The following is a 5,066-nucleotide window of genomic DNA, read 5'->3' as shown; positions in this document are numbered from 1 at the left end:
TCGCCCTGTCCACAAAATGAAATGCACCCGGATAGGTAATGGGGGTGGTGACCGCATCCGATACCCTGGTGAGCCGATTGCCCGTGTAGGTGTAGGTGAGATTGTCCACCATGCCGTAAGCGGGGGTATCGCTCAGCTTGCCCCCACGTTGCAGGGCGAGGATATTGCCCATCTTATCGTAAGCGGTGACCGTTTCGTTGAACCGATCCGGGTTGGCTGTCAGCGATGCTCCTTCGCCGTAAGCGGCGGCTGTCAGGCGGCTCAATCCGTCGTAAGTGAACTTGTACCCCCTTTCCACGGTCTCATCACCCGCCTTCCACTTCATGGCGCCGATATTGCCGCCATAGAGCGGCTTGGCGGGGGTGATGTCGTTTACAGTCTGATTGTATGCCAGCGTCTGGTTGAACTTTGTACCGGTGATTCCGGTCAGCCAGCCGCGCACGTTATAGTCGTAGGTAGAGGTTTCCGAAGCCACTTTCTTTGTCAGAACCCTCCCCGCTTCGTCGTAGGTGTACCGGGCCAAGGTGACGGCAGCCGAACCATTCAGTTTGTGAGAGACCGACAGGAGCCGCTCGGCGGGGTTTGTGGCCGGGGTGCCGTAATCGTACGCATAGACTTCCGTCTGGGTGGTTTTTCCCGGAGCGGAATGCACGCTCTGTCGCTGTTTCACCTTCCCGGTGAAGGTATAGGCGAAATATTCATAATCATATCCACCCAGGTGGTTGGAGGAGCGTGTCTGGACAATGCGTCCCCGATGGTCATGGTAGAATGCCGAGAGGGCGGATTTCGTCGGGTCGTCCAGCCTGTAGGTGCGGGTTCCCGTCAACAATCCCTTGGCATTGTTGAATCTTGCGCCGTACCCTGCGGGGGGAGCCATGTAATTGAGTTGAGAAACGCCCATGGTGAATGTATGGTTGTCGTAGTAGTTGACCGTCAACAGCTGCACTGAGGCCAGGGTAAGGTTGACGGTGTATCCGCCCAATGGGCCTGTACCGGTGTAATTGCTCCTCACCACCGAATTGCCCGGCTCGGGCACGGTTGCCGACTTCCAGATGCCGCTCACGGTGAGTCGGCCGAACAGGTCATAAAAGAAAAAGCTCCATTCGTTTTTCACCCTTTGGTTGCCATCCTGCGAAAAGACGAGCCGGTCGGACTTGTCGTATTTCATTTGAACGGGATCACAACCGGGAGGTTTCTTATATATACAATTGCCTAACGCATCATATTTATACACATACGCATATTGGGCAATGATGTCACTTGCTTCTGTGTAACCTCCACGTTCTAATAAATCATCTAACGGAGGAGGCAGCACATACATTAATTGTCCAAGATCGTTATATATGTAATAGGTGCGAACATCTGTTCCGCTAAGTTGCATGAATAAACGGCCCTGTTTGTCTTTATATTCCGTGAAGCTCTTCCCGTCTTCATCTATTCTTTCTGTTTTATAGTGTGAACCGGGATTATACACAGTGCCATCATAAATCAACTGATCACCCATTAAAAATAAATGCTTCAGCTCCGTATAATTTGCCTGATAGTTGATTCGAACCGGATAAGTTTTCCATGCCTCACCCGGCCCATACTCTCTTATTGGACGTTGTAGAGGAGAGGCTTCATAGATTGTTGTGGAGAATGGACGGAGATCGCCTCCATACATTGCAGAGGCATTGGTTTTAAGGGTAACCGTATCCACAAAAGCTCCATTTGCACTAATGGATACCGGCAACCAATTTTTATAATCACGACCAAAGACATCGTATTGCTTCAGCGTTACAAGATCTCTATGCAAAGGAGTAGTATTCTTTATTACCGATTGAACCGGGCGTCCAAGCCCATCGTAATAGTCAACCTGATCAAGGTAAGAAATACCGGCATCATCAAGCATCGTACGAGACAGAATATAGTTGTGATTGGCAGATTGAGGGAAGCAAATATAAGAGAGTCCCATCAATAGAATAAATAATATGTTTTTTTTCATGATCTTAATTTTTTTGCTTCGTGTATCATTGCTGTATGAACTATTGGTTAAGATAATGGTAATCATATATCTCCACGGTTTTGCCGCTGTGATCTGTAACAGATTCCAACCGACCCGAATGATCATATCCGTAATACGTGGTAAGACCATTGGGATCGGTCTTGCTTGTCATGCCTACCAATGGAGCATATGTAAAGGTTGTAACAAGTGCTTTACTCAATGAGGCTTGATTCCCAAAGCTGTGCAATTTTAATGTGTCAGGCTGACTTTGCGCTGAAAATGCGTCGATTGCAACACCAAAATGATTCTGTACCGCAGTACTTACCTGATCAAATGTTGCATCCTTGATGATGGCTACGATATAACGTGAATGATAACTTCGAAGAAATACCGTATGGACGTTATCTTTACCGATAACTTCTATTGGGTTACCAAATGCATCATATTTCACGACTTCTTCCCTAAGGACAAAGTCCGTTGTGTTATTTTTTAATTGATACAGCTTTGAAGGCATAATGATTGAGGTGTTACCTGCGGGGAAACTCCTCATAGTCGATTTTATATCCCGATGAGTAAATAAAATTGGGATAACTGCATTTTTTCTCTTCGCTTAAAATGGAATTGATCATGTTCTTATCAACCATGCTCAACACTGTTGGTGATGTATCGCTGCTTTCAGGGTATTGTATGGTTGTGATGATTTCATTACCCAGACTATTCGACGACTGTTTCCGGACAATCTGGTTTCTCATGTTGTACTGATAGCTTTCATAGGTCTCAAAATTCCATGGAGTATTGTCATAAGTAATCATACTTTTGCCTATCAATAATGCTCTACCTGTGTAATGCCTTTTCATTGAAAATAAGGAATGAATGGTCGAATTTACGTTGATTGATTCTCTATCGGGATTGGTGTACACATAATCATATGTAAGGTCACCGGCGTGGCTCCAGCTATAGGTTTCCAGTTTTTTCATCAAAAATCCACCCTCAGTATATACGTAATCGATTTTTCTATCCAGCAAGTTGTATAAATATTTTTCCGAAACATAAGACAATGTATTTCCATAGTATTCAGGTGACTCAACATATACAGTATCTGTTCCCTGATCGATACGGTATTTGAGATTATATCGATAAAGGGTCTTTCCGGCAATAACCTTATCTACTCCATATCCGGTATCAATGTCGCCGTGATATACCGTGACCTCGGGATATACAACCGGGGGTCTTCCATTCAGTAATCTTCTGAAATTGGACGAACTGAAAGAACATTCCCATCTCTTCCATATTGTCGGAGGTTCTTCAAAAGGATTGAGGAATGATTCATAAAGGCCTCTTGGACTCAATCCTGTTATCATAAAAGGTATAGAGGTCGGAATATTGTGATGGGTAAAGCTCATGTAAGTAAGGATATTCGGATCAACAAAGGAAACGCCCAATCCCGTATGCGTATCCGTATAGGGTTGAAGAATATATGGATTCCCATCTGGAAAGTATTCGTTCACATTCAAAAGCTTTCCGTAACGAAAGCACTTTGCGTCAGCAACTGAGTTCTCCGACGTATAGTTGGTGATTTTTCTGATCCTGAAACCTCCGGTCTCCATCATACGCCTTTTACTTATGTCATGGATATAATTTCCATTTCTGTCGGTACGGGTTAAGCACCGGTGGTTTTCAAATTCAAACCGCGTATATCCTCCCGTAGGGTAATGAATTGTTGATAGTATACCATGGGAGGAAGGGGAGGACGGTAGACGGTTGTCCGATGTGGAGTTCTTTGTCAGTCTGATTTTGTAGTATGGAGATAAATCTTCAGCACTTTTTTCCAATTGGGTAGCTGCCATTCCTCCCAAGCCGTTATGCTCGGCGGGATCGAATTCGACAAAAAGATTCAGCCAGGCAATATCGTAACCAACATTACCACTATTTAAAAATCCCCAGTGGTCGGTTCCGGTAAAGTTAAATGAACTGTTCGTGTAGGTGAATGAGAAAATTTCCGGATCAATATTGCTTTGTGAGCCAGTTATTTGCAATCCGTTTAATTGTGATATCTTATTATCATTTGAACCTGGATAATATAAACCGGCTTGTGACATCATCAAGGAAATCTCCTTGATGATATTTCCCCCATCCGTGATTTTTATTTTGCTAACCTGGTTCCGAGATGCAACTTGTGCTGTATTGGTAAATTCAAAATGAATGTTTGTTGATCCATAATTGATGGATGAGAGTAATTTCATTCTGTAATAGTAAGGTATATAACCAGTTGTGGTGTTTTTATATACAGGTAAATTATTCTCATGTCGAAGGGTAGATGTCCCTTCCCGCAAATAGTCCCCTATGTTACTTTCTATAACGTGATGGTAACTAAATAATATCGGATCATAAGGAGCGTGCGGCAAATCAATCCGGGTAAGATGCCAAGAAACAAAAAAACTTCTCAGGTAAACATCCACTCCATTATAAGGGGTATCTGCTCCGTCGAAAGTATATTTCACTCCATTTTCATCAATCACAGTAAAGGAATAAATATTAGAGGTATTATAATTACATGAAATCTTAATGCTTCTGCCATTGGAAACAATATATTCTATTTTATTGGTAGAGGGATTATAAGTTATTATAAAATCAAAAGATGAGCCATCGGGCAATGTGGCGCTAAACTTATCATGAGCCCAGTTATTTCTCATCAGATCACCGGAATAATTCTTATACACATAATCCAATACATGGGTATCCAATTTGAAGTTCTTCTGCTCATCGGGAATATATTCTATGATCCTAGAGATACAGCTGTTTACAGAGAGTCCCCAGCCATTGCCAAAAACATCATAATTGTAACCGGGCTTAAGTGGTTGAGGATTGTATTTTAAAGTAAATGGTAAGGAGTATCCCCGGTGATTGATCTCATAGAGAGGAATTGATATCTCCGGGACACCTGTAAAATAACTGATTCCGAACTCACCAAACCTTTTAATTGCCTCGGCCTGTGGCGACGAAGGAATTGAAGGGGTCAACGATTGATCGTTTTGTGCATTAAGGATAATGAGGCTGTTTATCAGTAAAGCCGTTATGAGAA

General features: G+C 43.2%; 3 protein-coding genes. All 3 read right to left on the bottom strand.

The features are described 5' to 3' along the window. Window positions 1-1,984: DUF6443 domain-containing protein (locus Q0502_RS02280; RefSeq protein WP_298646631.1), on the bottom strand; the 1,984-nt coding region annotated here is incomplete at its 3' end. A 40-nt stretch (window positions 1,985-2,024) separates the two neighbouring features. After that, window positions 2,025-2,498: an RHS repeat domain-containing protein gene (locus Q0502_RS02275; RefSeq protein WP_298646628.1), complete on the bottom strand. Its 474-nt coding sequence runs from the start codon at window positions 2,496-2,498 to the stop codon at window positions 2,025-2,027. Window positions 2,499-2,511: 13 nt separating this feature from the next. Beyond that, window positions 2,512-5,066, bottom strand: a 2,555-nt coding sequence (locus Q0502_RS02270) for a hypothetical protein (protein WP_298646625.1), incomplete at its 5' end; no start/stop codon positions are given.

The sequence above is a fragment of the uncultured Proteiniphilum sp. genome (genome assembly GCF_937873925.1).
Lineage (GTDB): Bacteria > Bacteroidota > Bacteroidia > Bacteroidales > Dysgonomonadaceae > Proteiniphilum.
This window is presented reverse-complemented; position numbering and strand designations above follow the sequence as displayed.

Bases quoted from the DNA above. Each gene is read 5' to 3' on its own strand.
- Q0502_RS02275 (WP_298646628.1), bottom strand. From the start codon at position 2,498: ATGCCTTCAAAGCTGTATCAATTAAAAAATAACACAACGGACTTTGTC.